The organism is Micromonospora sp. B006, assembly GCF_003408515.1.
Taxonomy (GTDB): domain Bacteria; phylum Actinomycetota; class Actinomycetes; order Mycobacteriales; family Micromonosporaceae; genus Micromonospora; species Micromonospora echinospora_A.
This window is the reverse complement of record NZ_CP030865.1, coordinates 4,131,819-4,157,349: the sequence shown is the minus strand read 5'-3', so window position 1 is coordinate 4,157,349 and position 25,531 is coordinate 4,131,819. Positions and strand designations below refer to the sequence as shown.

Annotated in this window: 25 protein-coding genes and 1 tRNA gene; 11 read left to right on the top strand and 15 right to left on the bottom strand. The window is 72.1% G+C overall.

Features of this window, described 5'->3' with window-relative positions:
• Window positions 1-36 precede the first annotated feature (36 nt).
• Complete coding sequence (locus MicB006_RS18510) at window positions 37-258, top strand: hypothetical protein (RefSeq protein ID WP_116507764.1); 222 nt, start codon at window positions 37-39, stop codon at window positions 256-258.
• Between the two features lie 89 nt (window positions 259-347).
• Here the strand turns inward: MicB006_RS18510 and fabF are convergent, their stop codons facing one another.
• The 5 genes from fabF to MicB006_RS18485 all read right to left on the bottom strand — a co-directional run bounded on the left by fabF (window position 348) and on the right by MicB006_RS18485 (window position 5,432).
• Window positions 348-1,574 (bottom strand): beta-ketoacyl-ACP synthase II, encoded by a 1,227-nt coding sequence (gene fabF / locus MicB006_RS18505; protein ID WP_073831283.1) that lies wholly within the window; start codon window positions 1,572-1,574, stop codon window positions 348-350.
• 2 nt (window positions 1,575-1,576) lie between these two features.
• Entirely contained in the window at window positions 1,577-1,816 is a 240-nt protein-coding gene (locus MicB006_RS18500) for an acyl carrier protein (RefSeq protein ID WP_007072348.1), read from the bottom strand.
• A gap of 82 nt (window positions 1,817-1,898) precedes the next feature.
• Window positions 1,899-2,843 carry a beta-ketoacyl-ACP synthase III gene (locus tag MicB006_RS18495; protein WP_116507763.1) on the bottom strand — a complete coding sequence of 315 codons (945 nt, stop codon included), beginning with the start codon at window positions 2,841-2,843 and terminating at the stop codon, window positions 1,899-1,901.
• Window positions 2,844-4,013, bottom strand: coding sequence for an acyltransferase domain-containing protein (locus tag MicB006_RS18490; RefSeq protein ID WP_116507761.1), 1,170 nt, complete (start codon window positions 4,011-4,013; stop codon window positions 2,844-2,846).
• Window positions 4,014-4,091: 78 nt separating this feature from the next.
• On the bottom strand, window positions 4,092-5,432 hold the full coding sequence (locus tag MicB006_RS18485; protein ID WP_305021765.1) for a CdaR family transcriptional regulator: 1,341 nt from the start codon (window positions 5,430-5,432) through the stop codon (window positions 4,092-4,094).
• A 100-nt stretch (window positions 5,433-5,532) separates the two neighbouring features.
• Between MicB006_RS18485 and MicB006_RS18480 the strand changes: the two genes are divergently transcribed.
• Window positions 5,533-5,862, top strand: a complete 330-nt coding sequence (locus MicB006_RS18480; protein WP_116507760.1) for a hypothetical protein — start codon at window positions 5,533-5,535, stop codon at window positions 5,860-5,862.
• 81 nt (window positions 5,863-5,943) lie between these two features.
• Here the strand turns inward: MicB006_RS18480 and MicB006_RS18475 are convergent, their stop codons facing one another.
• Complete coding sequence (locus tag MicB006_RS18475; protein ID WP_116507759.1) at window positions 5,944-6,612, bottom strand: hypothetical protein; 669 nt, start codon at window positions 6,610-6,612, stop codon at window positions 5,944-5,946.
• Between the two features lie 212 nt (window positions 6,613-6,824).
• On the opposite strand from MicB006_RS18475, the gene MicB006_RS18470 reads away from it, so the two are divergent.
• Complete coding sequence (locus MicB006_RS18470) at window positions 6,825-7,406, top strand: copper resistance CopC family protein (RefSeq protein ID WP_225980412.1); 582 nt, start codon at window positions 6,825-6,827, stop codon at window positions 7,404-7,406.
• 54 nt (window positions 7,407-7,460) lie between these two features.
• Here MicB006_RS18470 and gltX read toward each other — a convergent pair whose 3' ends face one another.
• Genes gltX through MicB006_RS18455 form a run of 3 tightly spaced genes read right to left on the bottom strand, consistent with a single transcriptional unit; the run spans window position 7,461 to window position 11,507 of the window.
• Window positions 7,461-8,870, bottom strand: coding sequence for a glutamate--tRNA ligase (gene gltX / locus MicB006_RS18465; RefSeq protein WP_073831290.1), 1,410 nt, complete (start codon window positions 8,868-8,870; stop codon window positions 7,461-7,463).
• 49 nt (window positions 8,871-8,919) lie between these two features.
• Window positions 8,920-10,197, bottom strand: coding sequence for an MFS transporter (locus MicB006_RS18460; RefSeq protein ID WP_116507757.1), 1,278 nt, complete (start codon window positions 10,195-10,197; stop codon window positions 8,920-8,922).
• A complete protein-coding gene (locus tag MicB006_RS18455) occupies window positions 10,194-11,507 on the bottom strand; it encodes a GH1 family beta-glucosidase (protein WP_116507756.1) in 1,314 nt (437 codons plus the stop codon). The genes MicB006_RS18460 and MicB006_RS18455 overlap by 4 nt, the downstream gene beginning before the upstream one ends.
• 201 nt (window positions 11,508-11,708) lie before the next feature.
• Between MicB006_RS18455 and MicB006_RS18450 the strand changes: the two genes are divergently transcribed.
• Window positions 11,709-12,155, top strand: coding sequence for an SRPBCC domain-containing protein (locus MicB006_RS18450; RefSeq protein WP_073831293.1), 447 nt, complete (start codon window positions 11,709-11,711; stop codon window positions 12,153-12,155).
• A 136-nt stretch (window positions 12,156-12,291) separates the two neighbouring features.
• Here the strand turns inward: MicB006_RS18450 and aceE are convergent, their stop codons facing one another.
• Window positions 12,292-15,036 (bottom strand): pyruvate dehydrogenase (acetyl-transferring), homodimeric type, encoded by a 2,745-nt coding sequence (aceE, locus tag MicB006_RS18445; RefSeq protein WP_116507754.1) that lies wholly within the window; start codon window positions 15,034-15,036, stop codon window positions 12,292-12,294.
• Between the two features lie 189 nt (window positions 15,037-15,225).
• Between aceE and MicB006_RS18440 the strand changes: the two genes are divergently transcribed.
• The 7 genes from MicB006_RS18440 (at window position 15,226) to MicB006_RS18405 (ending at window position 21,774) form a co-directional block, all read left to right on the top strand.
• A complete protein-coding gene (locus MicB006_RS18440) occupies window positions 15,226-15,630 on the top strand; it encodes a secondary thiamine-phosphate synthase enzyme YjbQ (RefSeq protein WP_192900094.1) in 405 nt (134 codons plus the stop codon).
• 57 nt (window positions 15,631-15,687) lie between these two features.
• Window positions 15,688-16,170: a MarR family winged helix-turn-helix transcriptional regulator gene (locus MicB006_RS18435; RefSeq protein ID WP_116507753.1), complete on the top strand. Its 483-nt coding sequence runs from the start codon at window positions 15,688-15,690 to the stop codon at window positions 16,168-16,170.
• A gap of 63 nt (window positions 16,171-16,233) precedes the next feature.
• On the top strand, window positions 16,234-19,197 hold the full coding sequence (locus MicB006_RS32380) for a transketolase C-terminal domain-containing protein (protein WP_370013351.1): 2,964 nt from the start codon (window positions 16,234-16,236) through the stop codon (window positions 19,195-19,197).
• 110 nt (window positions 19,198-19,307) lie between these two features.
• Window positions 19,308-19,742 carry a DUF3052 domain-containing protein gene (locus tag MicB006_RS18420; protein ID WP_013287823.1) on the top strand — a complete coding sequence of 145 codons (435 nt, stop codon included), beginning with the start codon at window positions 19,308-19,310 and terminating at the stop codon, window positions 19,740-19,742.
• 8 nt (window positions 19,743-19,750) lie between these two features.
• A complete protein-coding gene (locus MicB006_RS18415; RefSeq protein ID WP_116507752.1) occupies window positions 19,751-20,218 on the top strand; it encodes a peroxiredoxin in 468 nt (155 codons plus the stop codon).
• Window positions 20,219-20,300: 82 nt separating this feature from the next.
• Window positions 20,301-20,372: transfer RNA gene (locus MicB006_RS18410), tRNA-Val, on the top strand.
• 286 nt (window positions 20,373-20,658) lie between these two features.
• On the top strand, window positions 20,659-21,774 hold the full coding sequence (locus MicB006_RS18405; protein ID WP_223201351.1) for an aromatic acid exporter family protein: 1,116 nt from the start codon (window positions 20,659-20,661) through the stop codon (window positions 21,772-21,774).
• Between the two features lie 175 nt (window positions 21,775-21,949).
• On the opposite strand, the gene MicB006_RS31675 is transcribed toward MicB006_RS18405, so the two are convergent.
• From MicB006_RS31675 to MicB006_RS18380, 5 genes are all read right to left on the bottom strand, one after another.
• A complete protein-coding gene (locus MicB006_RS31675; RefSeq protein WP_139135459.1) occupies window positions 21,950-22,399 on the bottom strand; it encodes a hypothetical protein in 450 nt (149 codons plus the stop codon).
• Window positions 22,400-22,872: 473 nt separating this feature from the next.
• Window positions 22,873-23,421, bottom strand: a complete 549-nt coding sequence (locus MicB006_RS18395; protein ID WP_139135458.1) for a hypothetical protein — start codon at window positions 23,419-23,421, stop codon at window positions 22,873-22,875.
• A 173-nt stretch (window positions 23,422-23,594) separates the two neighbouring features.
• On the bottom strand, window positions 23,595-24,080 hold the full coding sequence (locus tag MicB006_RS18390; RefSeq protein ID WP_091421339.1) for a hypothetical protein: 486 nt from the start codon (window positions 24,078-24,080) through the stop codon (window positions 23,595-23,597).
• A gap of 63 nt (window positions 24,081-24,143) precedes the next feature.
• Window positions 24,144-24,701 carry a hypothetical protein gene (locus MicB006_RS18385; protein WP_225980410.1) on the bottom strand — a complete coding sequence of 186 codons (558 nt, stop codon included), beginning with the start codon at window positions 24,699-24,701 and terminating at the stop codon, window positions 24,144-24,146.
• Between the two features lie 108 nt (window positions 24,702-24,809).
• Complete coding sequence (locus MicB006_RS18380) at window positions 24,810-25,457, bottom strand: XRE family transcriptional regulator (protein ID WP_370013350.1); 648 nt, start codon at window positions 25,455-25,457, stop codon at window positions 24,810-24,812.
• Window positions 25,458-25,531 lie beyond the last annotated feature (74 nt).

Sequence of the window (25,531 nt, the reverse complement as noted above, 5' to 3'; positions counted from 1 at the left end):
GCGGCCGGGCGGCTCCGGCTGGCAGGGTGTGGGCCCATGGGAGAGGCAGCACAGGGTTTCCGGTACGTCCAGCGCGCCGACGGGACAGTGGTCATCACGCATCACGGGCGGGTCGCGGGCACGCTTCGCGGCGGCCGGGCCGCGCAGTTCCTGGCCGAGGTCGACGACGATCCGCAGCTGGCCATGGCCCGGTGGACCGGCAACTACCGGCGGGGCAACGAGCGCACCGCCCGGCTACACCCCCGCAACCGCGGCTGAGGTGTAAGGAAGGGCCCCCTTTTAACGCCTGCGGTAGAGGAAGGGCCCCTTCTTAACAGGCGACTGTTAAGAAGGGGCCCTTCCTTACATCAGGGGCGGGTGAAGACCAGCGCCACGTTGTGCCCGCCGAAGCCGAACGCGTTGTTCAGCGCCGCCGGGATCTCCATGTGCCGCGCCTTGTGCGCGGCGACGTCCAGGGTGAGGCCCTCGTCCGGGTCGTCCAGGTTGATCGTCGGCGGGATCACGCCGTCCCGGATGGCCAGGATGGTGGCGATCGACTCCAGCGCCCCGGCCGCGCCGAGCAGGTGCCCGGTCATCGACTTGGTGGCGGTGAGCACCGGGTGGTCGCCGACCGCCTTGCGCAGCGCGCCGATCTCCAGCATGTCCCCGACCGGGGTCGAGGTGGCGTGCGCGTTGACGTGCACGATGTCGGTACGGGCCACGTCCGCGTCGGCGACCGCCCGGGCGATGGCCCGGATCGCGCCCTCGCCCTCCGCGTGCGGCTGCACGATGTCGTACGCGTCCGAGGTGATCCCCGCGCCGGCCAGGCGCGCGTACACCCGGGCGCCCCGGGCGGCGGCGTGCTCGGCCCGTTCCAGGATCACCACGCCCGCGCCCTCACCGAGCACGAAACCGTCGCGGCCCGAGTCCCACGGCCGGGAGGCCCGCTCCGGCTCGTCGTTGCGGGTCGACATGGCCCGCATCGAGCTGAAGCCGGCGATCGGCAGCGGGTGGATGACCGCCTCGGTGCCGCCGGCCACCACCACGTCGGCCCGGCCGGCGCGGATGATGTCCAGGCCCAGCGCGATCGCCTCCGCGCCGGTCGCGCAGGCGCTGGCGACCGTGTGTACGCCGGCCTTGGCGCCCAGCTCCAGCCCGACCCAGGCGGCCGGGCCGTTCGGCATCAGCATCGGGATGGTGTGCGGGGAGACCCGCCGCGGGCCGGACGCCTCCAGGATGTCGTCCTGGGCGAGAAGGGTGGTGGCGCCGCCGATGCCCGAGCCGACGCTGACCGCCAGGCGCTCCGGGTCCGGCCCGGCCTCGGCCAGCCCGGCGTCGGCCCACGCCTGCCGGGCGGCGATGATGGCGATCGCCTCGGAGCGGTCCAGCCGGCGCAGCTTCACCCGGTCCAGCACCTCGGACGGGTCGACCGCCAGCTGGGCGGCGATCCGGACGGGCAGGTCCGCCGCCCACTCCTGGGTGAGCGCACTCACCCCGGAGCGGCCGGCGAGCATGGCGTCCCAGGTCGACGCGACGTCCCCGCCGAGCGGGGTCGTCGCGCCGAGCCCGGTGACGACGACGTCGGGACGACTCATGATCAGGACTGCGCCTCGATGTAGCTGACCGCGTCACCGACCGTCTTGAGGTTCTGCACCTCGTTGTCCGGGATCTTGACGCCGAACTTCTCCTCGGCCGCCACCACGACCTCCACCATGGAGAGCGAGTCGACGTCGAGGTCGTCGGTGAAGGACTTCCCCTCGGCCACGTCGTCCGGGTTCACCCCGGCAACCTCTTCGAGGATCTCGGCGAGGCCGGCGGTGATCTCGTCACGGGTCATTGCGGTTGGTTCCTCTCATCGGGGGTTCCGGTGACCGGCGTCGCCGGCCACGCGCCTCGGCGCGTTCGCGCCCGAGGGGGTCTCAGGGGCAGCGCACGACCTGACCGGCGTAGGTCAGGCCGCCGCCGAAGCCGAACAGCAGCACCGGGGCACCCGAGGGCACCTCGCGCCGCTCGACCAGCTTCGACAGGGCCAGCGGGATGCTCGCCGCCGACGTGTTGCCGGACTCGACGATGTCCTTGGCGATGATCGCGTCCGGGATGTTCAGCCGCTTGGCGATGCCGTCGATGATCCGGCCGTTGGCCTGGTGCGGCACGAACGCGGCCAGCTCCGACGGGTGCACCCCGGCCCGCTCGCAGGCCTGCAGCGCGAGCGGGGCGATCGCCGTGGTGGCCCAGCGGAACACCGACTGGCCCTCCTGCGCGATGTACGGCTGCCAGCCCTCGATGCGTACCGCGTCGCTCTTCTCCGGGGCGGAACCCCAGACCACCGGCCCGATCCCGGCCGGCTCGTCGTCGGCGGTCGCGGTGACCACCGCGGCGCCCGCGCCGTCGGCGAAGATGATGCAGGTCGAGCGGTCGGTCCAGTCGGTGAAGTCGGAGAGCTTCTCCGCGCCGACGACGATCGCGTTGCGCGACGCGCCGGCCCGGATCGCGTGGTCCACGGTGCCCAGCCCGTACGCGAAGCCGGAGCAGGCGGTGTTGAGGTCGAACGCCCCCGGCGCGTTGATGCCGAGCTTCGCCGCGACCCGGCAGGCCAGGTTGGGGCTGCGGTCCACCGACGAGCAGGTGGCCACCACGACCAGGTCGATGTCGGCGGCGGTCAGGCCGGAGTTGGCGAGCGCCTTGCCGGCGGCGGCGGTGGCCATGTCGGCCACCGTCTCGTCGCCCGCGATGCGCCGCGTGACGATGCCGACCCGGTCCCGGATCCACTCGTCGCTGGTGTCGACCATCTGTGCGATCTCGTCGTTCGTGACGACGCGGGAGGGCTGATAGTGCCCCATCGCGACGATCCGGCTGCCGGCCATTTAGTGCGTTCCTCCGATGCGGACGAGGGGCTGGCCCGGGGCGACCGGGTCGTCGTGGTGCGCGAGCCACTCGGTGAGCAGCCCGTTGTCGTGCGCGGTCACCTCGACCGGCCCTCGCCCTCCGGTGACCTGGCCGAGGACCTGGCCGGCGTGTACCTCGACGCCCACCGTCGCCTCGGCCGCCCGGGTGAGGCGGCCGGCGGCGGGGGAGACCACCGTCCGGAACCACGGCGCGGGCGGGCGGGCGGCGGGACCGGCGTGGCGGGCGATCAGCCGTCGCGCGGCGGGCAGGTCGGCGGGGGTGTTCAGGGTGACGATCTCCGGTGCGCCCTCGCCCTTGAGTTCCCGCTTGACCAGCCCGGCCAGGGTGCCGGCGGGCGGCAGTTCGATCACGCCGGTGACCCCGAGGTCGGCGAGCGTGCGCATGCACAGGTCCCAGCGGACCGGGGCGGTGACCTGCCGGACCAGCCGTTGCACCGTCTCCGGGCCGTGCCCGACGGGCGCGCCGTCGAGGTTCGACAGCAGGATCCGGGCCGGGGCGGAGGCGGTGACACCGGCGGCGACGCCGGCCAGCGCGGCCTCGGCCGGCGCCATGTACGGCGTGTGGAACGCGCCGGCCACCTGGAGCCGGATGACCCGGGTGCGGGCCGGCGGTTCGGCGGCGAGCTTGTCCAGCCCGTCGACAGCACCGGCGGCCACGATCTGACCGGCGCCGTTGCGGTTGGCCGGGTGCAGCCCGTGGGCCCGCAGCGCGGCGAGCACCTCGTCCGGGTCACCGCCGAGTACGGCGGCCATCCCGGTCGGCTCCAGCGCGCAGGCCGCGGCCATCTCGCGTCCGCGTACGCCGGCGAGCGTCACGGCGGCCTCGGCGGGCAGCACCCCGGCCAGGGCGGCGGCGCCCAGCTCACCGATGCTGTGCCCGGCGACCAGCGCGACGTCGTGCATCGGCAGGTGCTCGGCGGCGAGCAGCGCGGCGGCGACGAGCAGCGGCTGGGTGCGGGCGGTGTCCTTGATCTCGTCCGCGTCCGCCTCGGTGCCCAGGTGGATCAGATCCACCCCGGCCAGGGCCGACCACCAGCGCAGACGCGCTTCGGCGCCGGGGAGGTCGAGCCACGGCGCGAGGAAGCCGGGCTTCTGTGAACCCTGTCCGGGAGAGAGTACGGCGAGCACGTGTACGACTCTGACGGATACCGGCGGGTCGCGCTGTAACGCACGGCACGAAACCGCACTAGGACCTTTGGAGGAAACCTACAAAGGTCGGCGGCGATCGTCGCCGCTCTGGGACGGTTTCCGCCCGGCTGTGCTGCCTGTCTGGCTCGGGACCGGTGCGACTGCCGGTACCACCGGGTCGAGCCTACCCACAGTCAGCGCCACCTGCAGCGCGAAGGCGTCGCGCGGGGCCAGCGGTGAGAAGGCGGTCACCTCGGCGATCCGCTTCAGGCGGTAGCGCACGGTGTTCGGGTGCACGAACAGCGCCCGGGCGGCGCTCTCCAGCGTGCCACCGGCGGCGAAGAACGCGTCGAGCGTCTCCAGCAGCTCACCGCCGGACCGGGCGAGTGCCGCGTACACGTCGTGGCGCAACCGGCGGCGGGCCTCCGTGTCGCCGGCCAGCGCGCGCTCCGGGAGCAGCTCGTCCGCGGCGACCGGGCACGGCGCGGTCGGCCAGGCCGGCGCGGCCCGGAACCCGGCCAGCGCCGCCCGCGCCGACTCGGTGGCCTCGTCCAGGCTGGGCACCGCCGGGCCGACCACCACCGGTCCCTCACCGAAGGCGGTACGCAGCTTCTCCGTGGCCGCCACCGGGTCGGCCGCCCCACCCAGCACGATCACCAGGCGGTCGCCGTGCACGCCGCCGATCACCTCGACGCCGATCCGCCGGGCCTGCCGGTAGACGGTGTGCAGCACGGCGGCCACCTCGCCGCCCGGCGAGCGGCCCACCGCCACCGCGACCGGCGGCGCGTCCGTCCAGCCCAGCGCGGCGGCCCGGCTGGCCAGCACGTCCGGGGAGTCGCCGCGCAGCAACGCGTCGACGAGCAGCGCCTGCAACCGGGCGTCCCAGGAGCCGCGGCTCTCGGCGGCGCGGGCGTAGACCCGGGCGGCGGCGAACGCGATCTCCCGGGAGAAGCGCAGCACCGCCTCCCGCAGCGACTGCTCCTCGCCCGGCACGGCCAGCTCCGACACCTGCTCCTCGACCACGTCGATGGTCACCTTGATCAGCGCCACGGTCTGCTGGAGGCTGATCGAGCGGGCCAGCGCCTGCGGCGCGGCGGCGAAGACCTCGTCCGACACCTCCTGGGTGCGGTCGGTCGCGCCGCCGCCCTGGCGCAGCCACTGCACCAGTGACCGCACGCCGGCCTGGGCCACGAGCATGACCCAGGAGCGCTGGTCGGCGGGCAGGCCGCGGAACCAGGGCAGCGTCTCGTCCATCCGGGCCACGCTGGCGGTGGCCAGGCTGCCCGCCGCCCGTTCGATGCGGCGCAGCGTCGCCGACGTCTCCGTACCGCCCGGTTCGCTCACCGCACCAGCCTGACACGCGCTGAGCAGCGGTTCCACCCCGAGGTGGCGGCGTCGCCGTGGCGTGACGATCTCCACCGGTACGCGCTGGCGATCTTGTCCGGGCGGGCCAGTACGGTGTCAGGGCGCGCCCGGGCCGTTCCGGCGGGCGCGCGAGGGCGATGGTGAGGAGGCCGGGATGGCGCAGGGGGAGGCCGAGCACGGTTGCGCCCAGGACGAGCCGTGCCGGCGTGGCCACGACCAGCCGGTCACGGCCACGCACCCGCGTCGGCCGTGCCTGCACCACCAGGGCGAGCAGGCCGCAGGCCGGGCCGCGGAGCGCGCCGAGGACGAGCCGGTGGTGCCCCGCCAGCGGGCCGCCGAGCCGGCGCATCTCGCGGACGAGCCGTCGCCGGAGCAGGGCTGCCGCAGCGATCTGGCGGGCTGGGCGGGCGCCCACCGCCACGGCGCGGTACGCCCGCTCAATCGCCGGTCGCGCCGGGAGCGGCCGCCAAGCCGCTGGTGCTGAAGCGGGGCCGTCGGTGCTGACGCGGAGCCGCCCGCGCTGACGCCGGCCGGGCGGACGCCGGGCCTGGTGTCGCGGCCGGGCTCAGCGGGTGCGGCGGCGCACCAGCAGCGCGATGCCGGCGAGTCCGGCGGTGATGACCAGCACGACGCCCACGTTGAGCAGCAGCAGCCGCTGGAGTTCGCCGAGGGCGGTGTCGAGATCGCCCACCGGGTCGAGCGCCTCCTCCGGGAGCACCCGGTCGCCGCCGCCGATGCCACCGGCGAGCGTGTCGAACTGCGCCGGCATCGGCACCCCGACCGACCGCAGCGTCTCCGGCATGTTGAGCCGCCCGAAGAACCAGCCCGCGCGGGGGTTGCTCTTGTCCGGCTGCTTCGCCGGCCGGTAGACGCGCGGGCCGCCCTTGGCCAGGGGAAAGAGGTCGTACGTGCGCTGCGGACCGGCGGCGACGTGCACCACGACCGTGTACTTCGGACCGAGGTCCGCGGCGGCCGGGCCGCGCAGCTGGCCGGTCGTGCCCAGCCACTTGACCTGGTCGATCACCAGGTGGACGTCGGCCGACCGGCTGTCGGTGCGCAGCCGCAGCGGCTCGTCGAGCTTGTCGCCGGTGATGTCGACGCCGGTCGGGGCGGGCGCGGGCGTCGGTTTCGGGGCGGCGTGGGCCGCCGTCGCGCCGGTCAGGGCCAGTGTGCACGCGAGGGCCGCCATCGTCCCGGTCACGGCGATCAGCAGCCGTCTCACCTTCCGGATCATCGCCGCCTCCTCGCCCCGTTCGATGGCTGGCTTCCGCTGCAGTCACACTGGACCGGTGTCCACCACAAAGACTCCGCAGAACGGCGCTTGGTTGCAGCAGGTGGAAGAGTATTTGGAACTATTTGCGAGCTGAGACCGACCAATGAGCGGTCGATGATCATCGGCCGGATCTTACCCGGACGGAGGGAACCATGGGGGGCAGGGTCGCTCGTGTGGCGCGTACCTGGCTGGTGGTGCTCGGGGTGGCGGCGGCGGTGTCGGTGCTGCCGGCCGCGCCGGCCGCCGCGCACAACTCGCTGACCGGCAGCGACCCGCGCGACGGGGCCCGGCTGGCCGCCGCGCCGGAGCGGATCGAGCTGCGGTTCCTTGCCACGCCGAAGGAGGCCACGACCGAGGTCACCGTCACCGGACCGGACAATGTGGCCGCGACCGGCGGCGCGCCGACCTTCTCCGGCAAGCGGGTGATCGTGCCGTTCCGGCCGGGCGCGGCCGGGCTCTACATCGTCACCTACCGGCTGGCGTCCGACGACGGCCACCCGATCAAGGGGGAGGTCCGGTTCACCCTGACCACCGGCACCCCGGCGGAGGCGCCGTCGGTGAGCGCGCCATCGACCAGCGCCGCGCCGACCGCCGCGCCCACCAGCGCCGCGCCGTCCCCGGCGACCCCGACCCCGGCCGCCGCCGAGGCGGACGACGACGGGGGTACGGGCTGGCTGTGGGCGGCCGGCGCGGTGGTGGTGCTCGCCGCGCTCGGCGGCGGGCTGCTGCTGCGCCGCCGGGCCGCCCGCCGCTGACGCCGGCCGGCCACGGCACGCCCGGGCCGGCGGCGACCGGCGCGGGCCCGCCGCTCAGACCAGGCGTACGCGGGCGGCGCGCAGCCGGGTCAGCGTACGGTCACGGCCGAGCACCTCCAGCGACTCGAACAGCGGCAGCCCGACGGTGCGGCCGGTGACAGCGACCCGTACCGGCGCCTGTGCCTTGCCCAGCTTCAGCCCGCGCTCCGCGCCGACCGCCTCCAGCGTGGCCTTGAGCGACTCGGCGTCCCAGGACTCCAGCGCCTCGAACGCGACGATCGCGGCGTCCAGCAGGTCGGCCGCGCCCTCCTTCATCGCCTTCGCCCACGCCGCCTCGTCGATCAGCGGATCGGCCAGGAAGAGGAAGTCGACGTTCGGCACGATCTCGCTGAGCACCGCGATCCGGGTCTGCGCCAGCGGGGCCACCGCCGCGAACGCGGCCGGGTCGAACTCCTCCGGCTGCCACGGCGGCGGGGCGATGGTCCCGGTGCCGGTGAGCCACGGCTGGCACGCGGCGACGAAGTCCTCCACCGGCAGCGCCCGGATGTAGTCGCCGTTGAAGGCGCGCAGCTTCTTCTCGTCGAAGAACGCCGGGGACGGGTTGACCTCGTCCAGCCGGAACTCCTGCTCGATCACCGACCAGGGCACGATTTCCCGGTCGCCCGACGGCGCCCAGCCCAGCAGCATCAGGTAGTTGCGCATCGCGTCGGCGAGGTAGCCCTCGTCCCGGTACGCCTCCAGCGCGACCTTGTCCCGCCGCTTGGACAGCTTCTGCCGCTTCTCGTTCACCACCACCGGCACGTGCGCCCAGATCGGCGGCTTGACCCCGAGCGCGTCCCAGAGAAGCTGCTGCTTCGGGGTGTTCGGCAGGTGCTCCTCGGCCCGGATCACGTGCGTGATCCCCATCGACATGTCGTCCACGACGTTGGCCAGCAGGAAGACCGGGGAGCCGTCGCCGCGGGCGATGACGAAGTCCTCGATCAGCTTGTTCTCGAACGTCGGCTCGCCGCGCACCAGGTCGACCACCACCGTCTCGCCCTCGTCGGGCGTACGGAAGCGCAGTGCCCGGCCCTCGCCCGGCCCCAGGCCGCGGTCGCGGCAGAAGCCGTCGTAGCCGCGCTGCTGCGGGCCGGTACGCGCCTGCACGTCCTCGCGGGTGCAGTCGCAGTAGTAGGCCCGGCCGCCCTCGTACAGCCGCTGCGCGGCGGCCCGGTGCTCACCGGCGTACGAGGACTGGAAGTACGGGCCCTCGTAGCTGCCCCGGTCGATGCCGATCCACTCGAGCGCGGACAGGATGCCCTCGGTCCACTCGGGCTTGTTGCGGGCCGCGTCGGTGTCCTCGATGCGCAGCACGAACACCCCGCCCTGCTGCTTGGCGAAGATCCAGTTCTGCAGCGCCGAGCGGGCGCCGCCGACGTGGAACATACCGGTCGGGGAGGGGGCGAAGCGTACACGTACCGTCACGTCCCCCAGCCTACGGCGGCCCGCCATGGGTTTCCGGCAGGGGGCCGGGTCAGGGCACCGACTTGATCTTCACGACCAGGGCGCTGCCCAGCACGGTGACCACCGCGGTGACCGCGTACAGGGTGGGGTAGCCGCCGAGGTGCACCACGATCGGCGCGGACAGCGCCGGGCCGAGCACCTGCGGCGCCGAGTTGGCGATGTTGATCACGCCCAGGTCCTTGGCCCGGTCCGTGGCGGCGGGCAGCACCTGCGTGATCAGCGCGGCGTCCACCGCCAGGTAGACGCCGTAGCCCGCGCCGAGCAGCAGCGCCGCCACCATCGCCATCGGCCAGGTCGGCGCCATCGCGAGCAGCAGCGCCGCCACCGCCATGATCAGCCCGGAGGCGATCACGAAGACCTTGCGCCGGCCGGAGCGGTCGGACATGCGCCCGGCGACCACCGCGGTCAGCATCATGCCGACCGTGTAGAGCAGGATCAGGATCAGCAGCGAGCCCTCGGGGTCGGCCACCCGTACCCCGTCGGTGAGGAAGTAGAGCAGGTAGAGCGTGCCCAGCGCGTTGCCGGTCTGCACCAGGAACCGGGTGAACCACGCCCAGGCGAAGTCGGGGTGGCGGCGCGGGCTGATCCACATCGAGGAGAACAGCGAGCGCAGCCGCAGCGGCGAGCGGTGCTCCCGGGGCAGGTGGTCGTCCTGGGTCAGCAGCGCGAACGGCAGCGACAGCAGCAGCACGGCGAGCGCGATCGCGGCGTACCCGGCGGCGTTGCCGGTGACCACGGCGGTGACCAGCACCGCGCCGAGCACCAGGCCCAGCGCCTGCGGGATGCCCACCCAGCCGGACACGCCGCCCCGCTGCGCCACCGGCACCCGGTCCGGGATCGCGGCGGTGAGGCTCGCGAGCATCGCGTTGAAGCAGACCTGCGCTGCCACCCAGGCCACCGCCACCCCGGCGATGGTGTTCTGCCGGGCCAGCAGCACCAGGGCGAGCGCGCCGATCACCGCGCCGAGCGCGGTCCAGACGTGCCGGCGGCCGAAGTGGCGGTTGGCCAGCCGCAGCGAGGTGCGGTCGGACAACGCCCCGGCGAGCGGGTTCGCCAGCACCGCGGCGAGCGCGCCGATACCGGTCACCACCGCGAGCATCGCCTCCTTGTCGGCCGGCGCGATGCGTTCCACCTGCTGCGGCAGCAGCACCTGGATCGGGGTGAAGAACGCCATCCAGACGCCCAGGTTGGCCGCGAAGATCAGCGCGATCCAGCTCCGCCGTACCGGCACCGTCGGTTCGGCGAGCGCCGCCGGCAGCGACGCCGGCGTCGGGTTCACAGTGGTCATCTCCGCACCAGGTCCCGGAACCAGGTGTACGACGACTTCGGCGTCCGCCGCTGCGTGTCGAAGTCGACGTGCACCAGGCCGAACCGTTTGGTGAAGCCCTCGGCCCACTCCCAGTTGTCCAGCAGCGACCAGACGAAGTACCCGGTCACCGGCACACCGGCGGCCATCGCCTCGCGCACCGCGCGGACGTGCCCGTCCAGGTACGCGATCCGCTCCGGGTCGTGCACCCGGCCGTCGGCGTCCGGCGCGTCGTCGTACGCGCAGCCGCTCTCGGTGACCTGGATCGGCGGCAGCGCGTCGCCGTAGCGCTGGTGCAGCTGGAGCAGCAGGTCCCGCAGGCCGTCCGGGGCCACCGGCCAGTCGAACGCGGTACGCGGGTAGCCGTCCAGCGGCACGATGTCGAACGGCAGCGGCGAGTCCGCCTCGGGCGCCCGGATGCCGGTCGGGTTGTAGTAGTTGACCCCGAGAACGTCGATCGGCGCGGCCAGCACGTCCAGGTCCCCGTCGCGGATCACCGCCGGGTCCACACCCGGCGCCTCCGGGTAGCCGCGTCCGAGCAGCGGATCGGTGAACAGGAGGTTGTGCAGCGCGTCGTACGCCATCGCGGCGGCCCGGTCCGCGTCGGTGTCGCCGGCGACCCGCACCGGGGAGTAGTTGTTGGCGATCGCCACCGGGGACGTGGTGCGGGCGCGCAGCGCGGAGACCACGAGACCGTGCCCGAGGAGTTGGTGGTGGGCCACCGGGAAGGCGTCGAACAGCAGCATCCGGCCGGGGGCGTGCACGCCCATGCCGTAGCCCATGCTCATGTGGATGAACGGCTCGTTGAGCGTGATCCAGAGCTTCACCCGGTCGCCGAGGCGGGCCGCGGCCAGGTCGGCGTACTCGGCGAAGCGGGCCGCGGTGTCCCGGTTCAGCCAGCCGCCAGCGTCCTCCAGCGGCTGCGGCAGGTCCCAGTGGAACAGCGTGGCGACCGGGTCCACGCCGGCGGCGAGCAGGCCGTCCACCAGCCGGTCGTAGAAGTCCAGCCCGGCGGCGTTGGCCGGGCCGGTGCCGGCCGGCTGGATCCGGGGCCAGGCGATCGAGAACCGGTACGCGGACACGCCCAGCCCGGCCAGCAGCGCGGTGTCCTCGGCGTACCGGTGGAAGTGGTCGCACGCCTGGTCGCCGGTGCTGGCGTCGGTGACCCGGCCCGGCTCGTGGGCGAAGGTGTCCCAGATGGACGGACCGCGACCGTCGGCAGTGGTCGCGCCCTCGATCTGGTACGCGGAGGTGGAGACCCCCCAGCGGAAGCCGGCGGGGAACTCGGGCATCGGCGCGGTCGTCAAGTCACCCTCCAAGACATGAAGCGTGCTCGCGACTCTAGGGCTCGGCGGACCGCCGCGCCATAGGCCGGGATGACTGCTTGACGCAAGGCAGTTCGGCGTGTCTTTTCCGAACCCGTCCGCTTAAGTCCGATTTACACATAGAGTGCCGAATATCGCGGATGTGATTTAAGTGGGGGAAAGATACTCATGATCCTCGTGGAACGCAGCGCACACGTGGCGGCGCCGGTAGAAGTGGTCTGGGACGTCGTGCAGCGCGCCGAGCAGCTGCCGGCCTGGCTGGCGGGAGTCCGCGCGGCCGAGGTCCTGTCCGGGGAGGGATTCGGGCGGCGGCAGTTGGTCCAGGCCGGACGCGGCGCCGCGCACGAGGCCGAGGTGATCGCCTTCCAGGAGCCGACCCTGATCGGCTGGCGTGAACGCGCAAAGGGCGCCGGCGCCCGGGCCGAGGCGCGCACCGAGATCTACGTCCAGCTGACCCCGGACGAGGAAGCCGGCGGCACCGTCGTACGGCTGATCGTCGTGCGGTGGCCCGCCGGACCCGTCAAGGCGGCTCTGCTCCGGCTCGGCCTGCGCCGGGTCGGCGCCGACCTGGAGGACTCGCTGGCCCGGCTGACCGACCTGGCCGCCGTCGGCTGACCGAGCCCAGTCCCGGCGTCGCCCGCGATGGTGACGGCCCGGCGTTCCCGCCAGGGACGCCGGGCCGTCGTTGCTACCCGAGGTGTTAAGAAGGGGCCCCTCCTCTACCGGAGGCGTTAAGAAGGGGCCCTTCCTTTCAGCTGTCGCCGCCGGTCTCGCCGACCGGGGCGGCGTTGACGTCGTCCAGCGCGTACTTGCGGGCGGCGTCGGCCGGCACGTGGGCCGGCACCACGCCGCGCAGCGCGAGCTGGCGCAGCGTGGCGACCGCCACCGACTCGGCGTCCACGTGGAAGTGGCGGCGCAGCGCGTGCCGCGTGTCCGACATGCCGAAGCCGTCGGTGCCGAGCGAGGTGTAGTCGCCGGGTACCCAGCGGGCGATCAGGTCCGGTACCGCGCGCATCCAGTCGCTGACCGCGACCTTCGGCCCGTCGGCGTCGGCCAGCTTCCGCGCGATGTACGGCACCCGCTGCTCCTCGCCCGGGTTGAGCAGGTTGTACTCCTCGCACTCCACCGCGTCGCGGCGCAGCTCGGTCCAGGAGGTCACCGACCACACGTCGGCGGAGACGCCCCAGTCCTCGGCGAGCAGCTGCTGGGCCTTGAGCGCCCACTGCATGCCGGTGCCGGAGGCGAGGATGTTCGCCTTCGGCGCGTCGTCGCCGACCTGCGGCGCGGGGGAGTAGCGGTGGATGCCCTTGACGATGCCCTCGACGTCCACGCCCTCCGGCTCGGCCGGCTGGAAGATCGGCTCGTTGTAGATGGTGAGGTAGTAGAAGATGTTCTCCTGCGCCTCGCCGTACATCCGGTGCAGACCGTTCTCCACGATGTGCGCCAGCTCGAAGGCGAACGCCGCGTCGTAGGAGACCACCGCCGGGTTGGTGGCGGCGAGCAGCAGCGAGTGGCCGTCCTCGTGCTGGAGGCCCTCACCGTTGAGCGTGGTCCGGCCGGCCGTCGCGCCGAGCACGAAGCCCCGCGCCATCTGGTCCGCCGCCGCCCAGAACCCGTCGCCGGTGCGCTGGAAGCCGAACATCGAGTAGAAGATGTACAGCGGGATCATCGGCTCGCCGTGCGTGGCGTACGCCGTGCCGGCGGCGGTGAACGAGGCCACCGACCCGGCCTCGTTGATCCCCTCGTGCAGGATCTGGCCGGTGGTCGACTCCTTGTAGGACAGGAACAGGTCCCGGTCCACGGCGGTGTAGCGCTGGCCGTGCGGCGAGTAGATCTTCTGGGTCGGGAAGAGCGAGTCCATGCCGAAGGTACGGGCCTCGTCCGGGATGATCGGCACCCAGCGCTTGCCGAACTCCTTGTCCTTCATGATGTCCTTGAGCAGGCGGACGAAGGCCATCGTGGTGGCGACCTTCTGCTTGCCCGACCCGCGCTTGACGTCGGCGAACCGCTCGCTGCCCGGGATGGCCAGCGTCTTGCGCGTGGTGCTGCGCGTGGGCAGGTAGCCGCCGAGCTGCTGGCGCCGGTCCTTCAGGTAGGTGATCTCGTCCGACTTCTCGCCCGGGGTGTAGTACGGCGGGAGGTACGGGTTCTCCTCCAGCTGCTTGTCCGGGATGTCCAGGTAGAGGCGGTCGCGGAAGAGCTTCAGGTCCTCCAGCGTCAGCTTCTTCATCTGGTGCGTGGCGTTGCGGCCCTCGAAGTGCGAGCCGAGCGTCCAGCCCTTGATCGTCTTGGCGAGGATCACCGTCGGCTGGCCGGTGTGCTCCGTGGCCGCCTTGTAGGCCGCGTAGAGCTTGCGGTAGTCGTGGCCACCCCGCTTGAGGTTCCAGATCTCGTCGTCGGTCAGCCCTTCGACCATCTTGCGGGTCCGCGGGTCGCGGCCGAAGAAGTGCTCCCGCACGTACGCCCCGGACTCCGCCTTGTAGGTCTGGTAGTCACCGTCGGGCGTGGTGTTCATCAGGTTGACCAGCGCGCCGTCGGTGTCCGCGGCGAGCAGCGGGTCCCACTCCCGGCCCCAGACGACCTTGATGACGTTCCAGCCGGCGCCCCGGAAGAACGCCTCCAGCTCCTGCATGACCTTGCCGTTGCCGCGGACCGGTCCGTCCAGGCGCTGGAGGTTGCAGTTGATCACGAAGGTGAGGTTGTCCAGCTCCTCGCGGGCGGCCACGCCGATCGCGCCGAGCGACTCGACCTCGTCCATCTCACCGTCGCCGAGGAACGCCCAGACGTGCTGCTGGGAGGTGTCCTTGATGCCCCGGTGCTGCAGGTAGCGGTTGAACCGCGCCTGGTAGATCGCGTTCAGCGGCCCGAGACCCATCGAGACGGTCGGGAACTCCCAGAAGTCCGGCATCAGCCGCGGGTGCGGGTACGACGGCAGCCCGCCACCGGGGTGCGACAGCTCCTGCCGGAAGCCGTCGAGCTGGGACTCGCTGAGCCGGCCCTCCAGGAACGCCCGCGCGTACATGCCGGGGGAGGCGTGGCCCTGGTAGAAGATCTGGTCGCCGCCGCCCGGGTGGTTCTTGCCCCGGAAGAAGTGGTTGAAGCCCACCTCGTAGAGCGACGCGGAGCTGGCGAACGTGGAGATGTGGCCACCGACGCCGATCTCCGGGCGCTGCGCCCGGTGCACCAGCATGGCGGCGTTCCATCGGATGTACGCCCGCAGCCGCCGCTCGACGTGCTCGTCACCCGGGAACCACGGTTCGCGCTCCGGCGGGATCGTGTTGATGTAGTCGGTGGTGGTCAGGGACGGCACCCCGACCTGCCGCTCGCGGGCCCGCTCCAGCAGGCGCAGCATGACGTACCGGGCTCGTTTTGTCCCGCGCTCGTCGATGACACCGTCGAGCGACTCGACCCATTCGCTGGTCTCTTCAGGGTCGATGTCCGGAAGCTGGCTCGGCAGACCAGCGGTGATCACCGGGCGCTTGCGTTCCGTAGCCACAGGCGTTCCCTCGGTTTCGTGTGGGATAGGTCTCTAGCGCCATCCTGCCCCCTGGTGGCGCGTGTCGTCACCTCTCCCACCCTCAGACGCGACGCTGAACACAGGTACCCATCAGTAACTTTGCGCGATCACCGGGTGCGCTATCGGGGGGCGCGGCGGGGAACCGGGCACTGCGGCAGAATGCGCCGTATGCGCAGTGAGGTGATCACCGTCCGGACCGGCTCCCGGCCGACCGTCCGGGACATCACGAGCGAGGCCGAGCGGTTCGTCGCCAGCGCCGGCGACGGTCTGCTGCACGTCTTCGTCCCGCACGCCACGGCCGGGCTGGCGATCATCGAGACAGGCGCCGGCTCCGACGACGACCTGCTGCGGGCGCTCGACGACCTGCTTCCCACCGACGGCAGGTGGCGGCACCGGCACGGCTCGCCCGGGCACGGCCGCGACCACGTGCTGCCCGCGTTCGTCCCGCCGTACGCCACGCTGCCGGTGCTCGCCGGGCGGATCCAGCTCGGCACCTGGCAGTCGATCTGCCTGGTCGACACCAACGGCGACAACCCCGACCGCCAGGTGCGCTTCTCGTTCCTGCCCGGCTGACCGGCCGCGCAGATAGTGGAGTGCATCAATTATTGACCAGTCACGTAGAATTGGCGGATGGCGCACTCCACCGTCTCCGCTGATCAGCCCGGCCCCGGTGACCGGCCGAGCCTGGCCGGGGACACCGTGCGCCGGATCCTGCACGTCGCCGCCGCGCTGCGCCACCACCAGAACGAGGCGCTCGCCGGGCTGGGGCTCACCCCCGCGGCCGCCCGCGCGCTGCACGAACTGGACCCGGACCGCCCGCAGCCGGCCCGCGACCTCGCCGAGCAGCTCGGCTGCGACAGGTCGAACGTCACCGGCCTGGCCGACCGGCTGGAGCGGGCCGGGCTGGTGGAACGACGCACCGATCCGGCCGACCGGCGGCAGAAGACGCTTGTGGTCACCGGGCGCGGCCGGGAGGTCCGGGCGCGGGTCCGGCAGGTCATGTCGGACTCCCGACTGCTCGACGACCTGAGCACCGCCGAACTGGCCGCACTGCGTGAACTCGTCTTCAAGGTCTCCGACGGCGGCTGCCCGGAGGAGTGCGGCGAGGTCTGAGCCACGCCGGGCGGAACGTGTCCGACTGGGCGCGGCGGGCCCGAGTCGGTAATGCTGTCCGACGTGACCACCCCGCACGATCTCGACGACCGGCTCCGGGCCGAACTGGCCGCGCTCGGGGCGCCCGACCAGCGGCGCGACCTGGGCGAGCGACTGCCCGACGGCGGGCCGCTGACCGGGGCGCAGGCGCTGGCCCTGTTCGACGCGCAACTGACCAGCCGGCTGCTCGACCTGGCCGGGCAGTGGCTGCACGGCTTCGGTGAGGGGTACCACACCATCGAGTCGGCGGGGCACGAGGGCAACGCCGCGGTGGCCGCCGCGCTGCGGCCGACCGACCCCGCGCTGCTGCACCACCGCTCCGGGGCGTTCTACTGCCTGCGCGCCGCCCAGGCAGCCGGCGCCTTCCCCGCCGCCCCGCCGCCGCCCGCCCCGCCGACACCCGACCCGGAGACCGCTCCCGACGCCGCCGTCGACGGCTCGCCCGATGCTGATCCCGACGCCGTCGTCGACAGTTCGCCTAGTGCTGCTCCGCGGGCTGCCGCCGACAGTTCGCCCGGCACCGCCACCGACTCGCCCGGCACCGCCGTTGCCGGCTCGCCCGGCACCGCCGTTGCCGGCTCGCCCGGCACCGCCACCGACGGCTCGTCCGGTGCCGTCCCCGGCGCCTCAAGCGGCGTCTCGCCCGACGAGCCGGCCGCATCCTCCGCGCAGCGAGCCACCCCCGCCTCGTCGGCTGTCGCCCCCGCTCCGTCGGCTGTCATCCCGAACCCGTCGGCCGCCCCGGCCCCGTCGGCCACCCCGGCCCTGCCGGACGCCACCCACGACTCGCACGACCTGCCCGCCCAGCGCGGCACCGGCCAGGATCCGCACATCAATCCCACCTCCCAGGAGCAGCGTTCCACTCACCGGGAACCGGAGAGATCTTGGAGCGAAAGTGCCCCTATGGGGGCCGTTTCGTACCAAGATCTCGAACGGCCGGGGGCGGGAGGCGACGCTGGCCGGGCGGGCGCACCGGGCGGTTCGAGCGGTCGGACGAACGCGGCGGCGGGTGAGGCGGACAGCCTTCCCGTGGGAGCCGGGATCGTGGTGGACGCGGACGGTGGCGCGACTGTCGGCGTACCCGATCTGCCGCCGCCTGCCCCCGACGACGCGTTCGCGGCGGCGGCGCGCGACGTGCTGCGCGGCATCGTGGCGTCCGCCGAGGAACCGGCCGCCGGAGGCCGGCAGAAGCTCTTCGGCCGCGCCGACCTCGCGGTCGTGCCGACCGCCGCGAGCGCCGGCTCGCACCTGCCCCGCGCGGTCGGCCTGGGGCTGGCGCTGGAGCGGCTGCGCCGGGGCGCCCGGCCCGCGGACGGTGAGCCGGACGCGGCAGCCTGGCCCGCCGACGCCGTGGTGGCCTGCTCCTTCGGCGACGCCTCGGTCAACCACGCCACGGTCACCGCCGCGCTCAACACCGCCGGTTGGTACGACCACACCGGCCTGCGTATCCCGGTCCTGTTCGTGTGCGAGGACAGCGGTGGCTCCGCCGATGGGTGGGTGGCGACGACGCTGCGGTCCCGGCCCGGCATCCGCTACTTCGCGGCCGACGGCACGGACGTGGCCGAGAGCTACCGGGTGGCGGCGGAGGCGGCGGCCTGGGTGCGCCGGCACCGCCGGCCCGCCGTGCTGCACCTGGGCGCGGTCCGGCTGATGGGGGAGGGCGACGCGGTCCGCGACCCGTTGCTGGCCACCGCGCGGCTGCTGGTCACCTCCGGGTACGCCGGGGGCGAGGAACTGCTCAGCCGGTACGACGAGCGGGGCTGGCAGCTGCGCCGCATCGCCGAGGAGGTGCTGGACGAGCCGAAACTGGCGTCCGCGGTCGACGTCGTGCGGGAGCTGGCGCCACGCCGGCCGGTCCGGGTGTCCCGGGCGGTGGCCGACGCGGCGGCGCGGGCGGCCGGGCCGGGTGCCGGGGCTAGGGCGGAGGCGTTCGGCGGCAAGCCGCCGGAGCTGACCGGGCCGCTGACGCTGGCGCAGAGCATCAACGCGGCGCTCGCCGACGGCATGCTCGACCACCCTCAGATGGCGGTGTTCGGCCGGGACGTGGCCGCCGGCGGCGGGGCGCACGGGGTGACCGAGGGGCTGCGGGACCGGTTCGGGGCGGCCCGGGTGTTCGACACGCCACGGGACGAGACCTCGATCCTCGGGCTCGGGCTGGGCGCCGGCCTGGCCGGGATGCTGCCGGTGCCGGAGATCCAGTACCTGGCTTATCTGCACAGCGCCGAGGACCAGCTCCGCGGCGAGGCGGCCACCATGCGGTTCTTCTCCCGGGGCGCGTTCCGCAACCCGATGGTGGTGCGGGTGGCCGCCCTGGCGGGCGAGGACGGGCTCGGCGGCCACGCGCGTAACGACAACTCGGTGGCGGTGCTGCGGGACGTACCGGGGCTCGTGGTCGCCGTGCCGGCGCGGCCGGACGACGCCGCGCCGATGCTGCGTACGTGCCTGGCGGCGGCCCGGGTGGACGGCAGCGTCTGCGTCTTCCTGGAGCCGGCCGCGCTCTACCACGCCCGCGACCTCTACGCCGACGGTGACGGCGAGTGGACGGCCGAGTACGCCGAGCCGGGCACCTGGGCGGACCGGCACGTGCCGATCGGGCGGGCCCGCGTCTACGGGATCGGCTCGGCCGAGGACCTCACCATCATCACCTTCGGTAGCGGGGTGCGGATGTCGCTGCGCGCGGCGGCCACCCTCGCCGCGGAGGGCGTGGGCAGCCGGGTGGTGGATCTGCGCTGGCTGGCCCCGCTGCCGGTGGCCGACATCATCCGGGAGGCCTCGGCGACCGGCCGGGTGCTGGTGGTGGACGAGACGCGACGCTCCGGCGGGGTGGGCGAGGGCGTGGTGTCCGCGCTCGTCGACACCGGGTACGTCGGCGCCGCGCGCCGTGTGGCCGGACTTGACTCGTTTGTACCATTAGGTCCGGCCGCTCGTCAGGTTCTGGTCTCCGAGGAAGCCATCACCCAGGGTGCCCGTACGCTGCTGGCACGGTAAATTCCGTTCCACCCGGTGCGCCACTTGCGCGGCGAGCCGCAACTGTGTGGACTGGGCCCGACGGTGTCACCCGACGCCACGAGCAGGGATAGATGAGGAGGCACGCGACAGTGAGCGCGACCGCTGGCCAGGCCGACGGGGTACGCAGCCTGGCGGACCGGTTCGGTATCGAGCCGGGCATGGTCGTCATGGAGATGGGCTACGACGACGACGTCGACACCGATCTCCGGGACGCCCTGACCGACCGCTGTGGGGAACTCGTCGACGAGGACACCGACGAGGTGGTCGACGCGGTTCTGGTCTGGCACCGCGACGGCGACGGTGACCTCTTCGAGCTCCTCGTGGACGCCCTCGGGCCGCTCGCCGACAACGGCGTGGTCTGGCTCCTGACCCCGAAGGCCGGCCGCGACGGCCACGTCGAGCCGAGCGAGGTCGCGGAGAGCGCGCAGACCGCCGGCCTCCAGCAGACCTCCACCATCAACGCCGGCCGCGACTGGAGCGGAGCCCGCCTGGTCATGCGGCGCGGCTCCAAGAGCAAGAAGTAGGAGCGCACATGCCCGTCGAGGTTGGCGCCGAAGCGCCCGACTTCCTGCTCAAGGACCAGAACAACCAGGAGGTACGGCTCGCCGACTTCCGTGGCCGCAAGACCGTGCTGCTCGTCTTCTACCCGCTCGCGTTCACCGGCGTCTGCCAGGGCGAGCTGTCCGAGGTGCGGGACAACCTCGACGAGTACGCCAACGACGACATCCAGGTGCTGACCGTCAGCGTCGACTCCGTGTACGCCCACAAGATCTGGGCCGAGCAGGAGGGCTTCCAGTTCCCGCTGCTCGCCGACTTCTGGCCGCACGGCGCGGTCGCCCAGGCGTACGGCGTCTTCAACGACGTCGCGGGCATCGCCAACCGGGGCACCTTCGTCATCGACAAGGCCGGCGTGGTCCGCTTCGCGGAGATGAACATGCCCGGCGAGGCGCGCGATCAGCAGGGCTGGCGCATGGCGCTGGCCGAGGCCGCCGCTGCCTGAGTCCCACACCCAGGTACGTCGTTCGACCGGGCCGGAGGCGGGCAGGTAAGCTGGCCGCTCCGGCCCGCCGTACGGGCGTTCCGGGCGCGTAGCTCAGTGGGAGAGCACTCGCCTTACAAGCGAGGGGTCGCAGGTTCGAAACCTGCCGCGCCCACCTTTCACATCAGCGGGAACCGTCCCGAGAAGATCACTCCCCGGGGCGGTGACTCGACGGGCTCCACGTGTTAGATCCGTTGCCATTGATGCCGGGACCAGGGCGGCTGGGGTCCGGGAGAATGAGCCTGTGGCCTCTGACCAGGAAGCGCTTCCGCGCCTGCGGGAATGCCCTACCGGGCCGGCGCTGCATTACGCTGCCAGGCCACACCTCGCAGGACCGCTACCTCCCCCGAGCGGTTGCCGCAGACGTAACCCTCGCCTGCACTGCTCCTCGGAGGTGAGACGTGGCTACCGTGGACCCGGGTTTGCGGCCAGAGATGGTGCAACGAGAAGGCCGGGAAGCTTTCGAGCGGCTTCGCACGTACTCCATAATCGCTGTTCAGGCGGGTGTGGCCGCTGGATTGTCCTGGTTCATCGCCAGCGACGTGCTGCACAATCCACAGGCGTTGTTCGCCCCAGCCGCCTCGATCGGCACGGTCGCAGCAGCCCTCGGCAATCGGATCAGGCGAGCGGCGGAACTCATCGCCGGGGTGATCCTCGGGGTGGCGGCCGGGCAGTTGATCATCTTCGCCATCGGGACGGGGCCGATACAGATCGCCGTGATCGTGGCATTCGCGATCTCGTCGGTAGCCGTGATTCGCGGGGGCGGCGCCGTGATGGTGCACGCAGGAAGCACCGCGGTGCTGCTGGGGACGCTGACTGCGCAGCAATCCCACCTGGCTGTGGCGCGGACGGTCAACGCGTTGATCGGGGGCGCGACGGCCATCGCCGTGGCGTTGCTGATCCTGCCGGCCAACCCTGTGCGCGTCGTGCACCGCTCTGCCGGTCCGTCGCTGGATGTTTTCGCCCGTGCTCTCACGGCTGTCGCCGAGGCGTTGGATCGGCGTGAGGTTCAACAGGCCGACGACGCCTTGCAGCGCCTGATCGCGGTAGAGCAGGAAAGAGACAAGACGATCGAGATGGTCGCCGCGGCGGGGGAGATCGCGCTTCTCTCACCCTGGCGGTGGCGACGATTGGGCATCCTGCGCCGGTATCAGCGCGCCTCCGAGCACCTCCAATCCGCCTACTCCAACAGCCGCGAATTGGCGCACTGGGTCGTATCGGCGGTACGGCTGCGTGAACCCGTACCCGCCGGCCTCTCAGCGTCGATCGAGCACCTCGGCCAAGCGGTGCGGCTGCTGCATCGCGATTTCGTCGCCGGCCGAGAGCCCGACCTTGCACGCGCGCGGGCGCAACAGGCCATCGAGGAGGTCAACCAGGCCTGCGCCGAAGAGATCGGATTCTGCGAGATGGTCCTCATTTCCCGGCTGCGCCTTGCCATCAGCGACGTGCTTCAAGCGTCCGGACTGCCAAAGGCAGAGGCAAATCAGCAGGCGGGGTTGGCCGCCGACTCGAGCTGATTCAACAACAGGTGTTCTTGCCGCGTTGCGGAAGCCGCAGCCGCGACTAGCGGCGGACGACACGGGAGAGCAAGCGACAGCTCGCAGCTCCGAACCGGCCGCACCCGCCGCTCACGCCAGCCAAACCGCCGGTGCGGTGACAGCACGAGTAGCCCGTTGACGACCTGCAATGAGGTCAGGCGCTCCAGCCACCGACGCCACCGCTGCCGGTGTTGCCGCCGTCCGTCCGGTTCCGATGGTCGTCGAGCCTGCGGCGGGCCTCGGCGGATGCCTGGAGGTCACGCACCTGGCCGCCGTCGACTGGTGTCTTCCGGCTATGGCGCCACAGTGCGACCGCAGCGACGGCCGCCGCGATGATGATCAGAACGCTGAGCCAGCGCACTTCGACCTCCCTGGGTGAGATGCCTGCCCCCACTGTGAGGCAGCCGGTCAAGGCTGGTTCCAGGGCGCCTCGACAACGAATGAGCCGCCGGAGATCAGGCTCGGAGCCGTACCCTCCGGGGCTGTGGAACTGGACGATGCATCGTGGGGCAGGGCACTGGTCCTCGTTCGAGAACTGCGCGACCCCGCCATTTCTGACGTCGATGGGTTCGGGGCGACCGACCTGCGCCCTGTTGACCTTCATGCGAGGATCTGAGGTGTGATTCTCTACCGAAGGGGCAGTGCCTCGTAGGCAGCCGCAGCCCCGATCACTTCGCCGCCGCGTGCGCATCACGCGAAGCCCGTGGGCCCGTTATCGGGATGTTCCTGGACTCTCCGGTCCCGCGAACGCTGCCATCCGTCTGGTGGAAGGGCGGCGGTGGCTCCCGGGCACGGTGGCCGCCGCCGTCAGGATCTGGGGCGCGCATGCGTACGGCAGCCGGCTTCGGTGGAAGCCGTGGGAAGCGGAGTTCGCCTGTTCCTGCTGTGGCGAAGCCTGGGCACGACTGCGCTTGGAAGAGGCAATCGTCTCGCTGCCAAGCCATGCCAGCCGAGAGCTTCGAGCCGTTGTCGACCGCCTGGACGACGCTCTGTTGAGGCGTACCCATCACGATCCTCAAACGCCCGGTCACGACCCCTGGTGGCTGCGCCGCTGTTGATCAAGCGGAAACGCTCTTACTACGTCGTTTTCGTCGGGTGGAACCGCCGGTAGATGGCAGGTAGGAACAGCAGAATCAGGACGACGATCGCTGCTCCCACGAGTAACGGTGGCCCCAGCGAGTCAGCGAGGCGGATCCCGCTCGGTGCCGAGGTGTGCTGAGGCGCGTTCGGGTTGTCAGGGCTTCCGGCGAACGAGCCCCGATTTGCGATGAACGCCTGGCCGCAGCAGAGGGCCATTGGAATGGTCAGGATGCAGGTCATCGTATGTGCCCACGCTCTGCCTCGCACGAGACCCACCAGCGACAGGAGCAGGCCGGCCATAGCGAGACCGGACAGGACCACCGTCAGCCGGCCGACGACCTCGGCCCTCAGGTCGGCAAGCCCGTTCCGGTTCGCTGCCTCCTCCGGCGACACGTGGTACACGACGTCCCAGTGCGTGAGGTCATAGAGGACTGTTACGGCGTTGAGCGTCAACCCGAGCACCAGTAGGCCGACCGCGACGGCCGGTGCGAACAGCGGCCATCGAGACGTCGACCCTCGCCGGCGGTTGGCCCTCTTGATGATCACTCGGCGGACCATACACAAGCTGATCTGGCGTCAGGGGCACATCGCTCTTGGGGTGACAGCAACGCCGATAGCAAGAGGCCCGGCGAGCGGCGGATGGCTGGAGATCAGGCTTGGAGCCGTACCCTTCGGGCTGCGGATCCTGCGCTGCCCGGACGTCATCACCCTGATGTTCTTCAACCAGCCCGAGTTGACGGACGAGGAGGTGATAGATGGTCGTGCAGGAACGACCGCGCCGCCTCCTTCATGGCCGCCACCGCCTCCTCCGTCCGATCCGGCGCTGCGCCGCAATCGGCGTACAGGTGCAGGAAGCGGTAGCCCACCTCGCGCAGCTTTTCCGAGGGAAAGTAGGACGACTGCCAGTAGATCTCGTGCGCCAGGTCCTCGGGATCGCCCTCTCCGTCGATGATGCTCGCCGCTGCCGCCCGCATGAGGTGCAGCCGGGCGCCGCTCTCGTCCGGGACCGGCGAGCCGAGTTCCTCCATCGCCTGCCGGAACAGGTCGACGGCTTCCCGGGACTGGCCCTTCGACAGACCGGCGAGCTCACGCAGGCTCGGCGAGTCGACACCACGGGCCAGAGCATGCGCGGCTGCCATCGCCAGGTCGTCGCCGACCGGCTCGTCCATCGCCAGCCGGACGGCAAGGTCGCGCAGTCGCTCCATCCCCGAGAGGCTAGGCGGTACGCGGGGCCGTGTCCGCCCATGGGGACGCGATTGCGCGACGGGTCAGCGAATGCCCGCGTCGTGGAGCCGCCGGGTGGCACCCGGATCGATGGTGGTCCGCACGAGCGAACCGGGCGCGTCTGAGGATCCGGTACTGAACGCGGTCACCACCAGCACGACGACCAGCACCGGCATCAACAGCGTCCGGACCAGCATGGCCCAGCACGCCTTGAGGCCGATCCGGCCGCCGTCCCGGGCTCGTACGAGTTGGGTGCCGGTGAGCAGCGCGCCGAGCGCCCGGCCGTTGCCGTAGCAGAGGCCGTAGAGCAGCGGCACCACCACGAGCAACGAGAGGCTCGCCCCGGCGGCGAGGTTGTCGGACAGGGTGACCGCGCGGTCCACCAGGGCCAGGGCGACGACGCCCGCCCCGACACCGAACAGGAACACCGTGAAGTCGACGAGCCAGGCCATGATCTGTGCCCCGGTGCCGGCCCGGACGTACAGGCCGCCGTTGCCGAACGTCGCGATCCGCTTCGCCTTGCGAGGACCGAGTACGTGCTCCGCCTGCGCCTGGGCGGCTTCCAGTCGGGTCAGTGGGTGGCCCGTGGCGCGGATTGTCACAGCGCTCTCCTGTTGTGTCGGGGGCACCGGGCGTTTCGCTGGATCCGGACGCCGTGCCGTGTTGAACCCCGAGTGCAGAGTAGTCGGCGCCAGAACAAGGCCACGGCGCTATGTCGCTGAGGTGTTGTACCGGTCCAGCGTCGCCTTCGAGGTCGACGCGTCGCGGAAGACAAGCTCCCACGGGCCGGTGTTCACATCCATGTCCTTGCCGAACCCGACCCACTTCCCGGCCAACCGTCGGCCCGGCGGCTCGGCCAGAAGCTGGATCGCTCCGTGATAGTGGGCACCCCGGTAGTAGCCGGCCGGGTCGGTCTGCTCCACCCAGGTGCCGGTGACAACGGCACCGTCCACGGTCAGGTCCAGCGACAGAGACGAGGACGCCGATCCGGGCAGGCTGCGCGCGGTCAGCCTGTCACCGTGCTGCAGCAGGACGACGAAGTGTTGTCCGGCGAAGGACTCCTCCCGGCCGCTGGAGTAGTACTGGTAGCGGCTGAGCCACACGCCCTCGTACGACCTGTGCGCCGTGCTGGGCTCGGCAGCCGGCGTCGGCGTGGCCAGGTTCGACACGGGTGAGGCCAGGTCGTGGCCACCCTGTTGGTCGTCGGCCACGTGCCCACCGGGCACCGCGGCGAAGCCGAGCAGTGAGATGGGCAGGCCGGTGACGACCTCCAGCGCGCGTGCGAAGTCGTCCTGGCTCATGCGCATCCCGTCATGGAGGGCGCCCAGGGCCGTGTCGGGAGCGGCCATGAGCGACACGATAGCGCTGTGTCGCAGTGGTGTCACCGTTGGTGCGTGGCTCGTAGGTCATCGACGAGCGGCGTTTCGGGGTA

Bases quoted from the DNA above. Each gene is read 5' to 3' on its own strand.
- MicB006_RS18510 (WP_116507764.1), top strand. From the start codon at position 37: ATGGGAGAGGCAGCACAGGGTTTCCGGTACGTCCAGCGCGCCGACGGG.
- fabF (WP_073831283.1), bottom strand. From the start codon at position 1,574: ATGAGTCGTCCCGACGTCGTCGTCACCGGGCTCGGCGCGACGACCCCG.
- MicB006_RS18500 (WP_007072348.1), bottom strand. From the start codon at position 1,816: ATGACCCGTGACGAGATCACCGCCGGCCTCGCCGAGATCCTCGAAGAG.
- MicB006_RS18495 (WP_116507763.1), bottom strand. From the start codon at position 2,843: ATGGCCGGCAGCCGGATCGTCGCGATGGGGCACTATCAGCCCTCCCGC.
- MicB006_RS18480 (WP_116507760.1), top strand. From the start codon at position 5,533: ATGGCGCAGGGGGAGGCCGAGCACGGTTGCGCCCAGGACGAGCCGTGC.
- MicB006_RS18475 (WP_116507759.1), bottom strand. From the start codon at position 6,612: ATGATCCGGAAGGTGAGACGGCTGCTGATCGCCGTGACCGGGACGATG.
- MicB006_RS18460 (WP_116507757.1), bottom strand. From the start codon at position 10,197: ATGACCACTGTGAACCCGACGCCGGCGTCGCTGCCGGCGGCGCTCGCC.
- MicB006_RS18455 (WP_116507756.1), bottom strand. From the start codon at position 11,507: ATGCCCGAGTTCCCCGCCGGCTTCCGCTGGGGGGTCTCCACCTCCGCG.
- MicB006_RS18450 (WP_073831293.1), top strand. From the start codon at position 11,709: ATGATCCTCGTGGAACGCAGCGCACACGTGGCGGCGCCGGTAGAAGTG.
- MicB006_RS18440 (WP_192900094.1), top strand. From the start codon at position 15,226: ATGCGCAGTGAGGTGATCACCGTCCGGACCGGCTCCCGGCCGACCGTC.
- MicB006_RS18435 (WP_116507753.1), top strand. From the start codon at position 15,688: ATGGCGCACTCCACCGTCTCCGCTGATCAGCCCGGCCCCGGTGACCGG.
- MicB006_RS18415 (WP_116507752.1), top strand. From the start codon at position 19,751: ATGCCCGTCGAGGTTGGCGCCGAAGCGCCCGACTTCCTGCTCAAGGAC.
- MicB006_RS31675 (WP_139135459.1), bottom strand. From the start codon at position 22,399: ATGAAGGTCAACAGGGCGCAGGTCGGTCGCCCCGAACCCATCGACGTC.
- MicB006_RS18390 (WP_091421339.1), bottom strand. From the start codon at position 24,080: ATGGAGCGACTGCGCGACCTTGCCGTCCGGCTGGCGATGGACGAGCCG.